At 46.6% G+C, this 1,990-nt stretch carries 2 protein-coding genes; both read right to left on the bottom strand.

The window, feature by feature from the left end:
* Positions 1-99: 99 nt before the first annotated feature.
* On the bottom strand, positions 100-1,269 hold the full coding sequence (locus tag C1722_RS16435; RefSeq protein WP_102380469.1) for an ATP-grasp domain-containing protein: 1,170 nt from the start codon (positions 1,267-1,269) through the stop codon (positions 100-102).
* A 12-nt stretch (positions 1,270-1,281) separates the two neighbouring features.
* On the bottom strand, positions 1,282-1,990 hold a 709-nt coding region (locus C1722_RS16430), incomplete at its 5' end, for an NAD-dependent epimerase/dehydratase family protein (protein ID WP_102380468.1).

Below are 1,990 nucleotides of genomic sequence, written 5' to 3'. Positions count from 1 at the left end.
CCAACTCCGGCGGCCATCTTGCTCAGTATTCCGCTGAGGGAATAGAACAGCAAAAGCAAATGAAGGAAGAATGTAGTCCTGAGGCGTTCGGGCATAAACTTAATAGTCCTCATGATGGATGGGCAAGTACCGGATCATCTCGTCAAGAGGACCACCTGAAAAAATGAAAAAGCCAAGGCGCGTCGAGCTATCAGTAACTTTACGGTTTAAATCATCCGCAAGGCTTATCTGACGAAGCCATTCGGGACGCTTCGATTCCAAATCCGACAAAACAGTGCGATCCTCTTCAGAAAGAATAAATCGTATAGCAGCCGTTTGGTTTTTCAACCCCTGCGGCGCTTTAGGCTTTTGTCCCAAAGCAATGTCCACGACCGCCCGTACATAATCATAGCCAGTTGAAAGCTCCACCAAATCGCTTCCAATGCAATCGCCGCCCATGCGGCTGCCTATCTCAATGATCCATACATTGTCGTCTTCATCAACCTTGACCTCCGCATGGGATGCTCCGTACGTTACACCAAGATGGTCAAGGGCCTGCTCAACTATCTCACAGATTCGGTCGCGCAACAAATTATCCAATCGTGCAGGTTCTAGATGCCCTGTTTCGATAAAGTGAGGAGCGCCAGTTGTAAATTTCTCAGTTATCGAAAGGATCTCATGAGAGCCCCTCCAAGAAAGCCCCTCGATGCTGAACTCACGACCAGAAACGAATTCTTCCAACACAGCCATATTGGAAAAGCTTTCTTCAAAAGCTGACAATACTGCTTCTTGAATACCGTCAAGCGCATCAAGTCGAGTAATGCCGCGGCTTCCAGAGCGATCCGCTGGCTTCACGATAACTGGAGGCATCAGATCGATTTTCGAAAGCTCATCCAAGCTAGACACTGCGAAACTACGCGGAGATGGATCGCGGTTCTTTTCAAACACGTAGCGCATCGCGCTTTTATCTGTACTCTTAGCAACACATTCGACGCTGTTAGAAATAAGACCAAGGGCGTCGGCTACGTACGCTACCGTAATATTTGCAAAATCTGACCCTATGCTCGCGATGCCATCTATGCCTACTTCGCGACACTTATCGAGAATGGCTTTTTTTTCTGCAATGCTTATTGGATAGAAAAAATCTGCCGTATATTCCCCTACATCACCAACTTTCCAAGCAAATACATGTGTTTCAATCCCCATATCTTTCGCTTTAAGAATAAGAGGGTTTTGAAAGTTTGATGCACCAATGATTGCAAGCTTCTTTTTATCGTAATTATTGCTCATCCATTAATCAGCTCATCTCAAGCGAGAATTTACTAAAGTATCGAAGCGTCCGCTTTCCATCTCCCTTTTATAATCTTCCATCATGGTGCGATAGTCTGTGTATTCGGGCGTAAATCCAAAATCGCGTTTCGCTTTTTCCATGCTATACAGAAACGATGGTGTATGATTTGGCATGTCGGGCCGATACGCAATTGATGAGCCCCGATCAGAACCGAATACCTCGATAACAGCCCTAGCTTGATCCTCCAAATCCAAGCCCACGCCACTCGTCATATTGTAAAGGCCATAAGTGTCATCGCTTTCCAAGGCCAGCACGTAAGCCCTGGCAACATCTTTTACATATATGATGTCTCGAGAGATATGTGGGTCTCCCCAAAGCTCGATATCTTCACCCGCTTGAGCTTTTTCAATAAATGTTTGAATACCCGACTTGTATGGTTTTCCGTTGACCAAAATGGTACCGTGCGGCCCAACGCCGTAAACAGGAGGGAATCGGAAACAGGCGCATTGCATGCCGTGCTGCTGGTTGTAGTACTCCATCACATCATTAGCAGCATTTTTACTGATCACATAAACCGCATGGTCCCCGGTAAAGCGAAAGCTACGTGGCTCATCTTCTGTAATGGCATATCCTTTCCCCCACGCCCCCGAAACATCTGAATAACTACAACTAGAAATCACCTTACGCACCCCGTGGCTACGGCACCACTCCAGCACATTA

Origin of the sequence: Raoultibacter timonensis (genome assembly GCF_900240215.1) — a bacterium.
Taxonomy (GTDB): Bacteria; Actinomycetota; Coriobacteriia; order Coriobacteriales; family Eggerthellaceae; genus Raoultibacter; species Raoultibacter timonensis.
The sequence above is the reverse complement of the archived record's forward strand: the minus strand, read 5'-3'. Positions and strand labels throughout refer to the sequence as shown.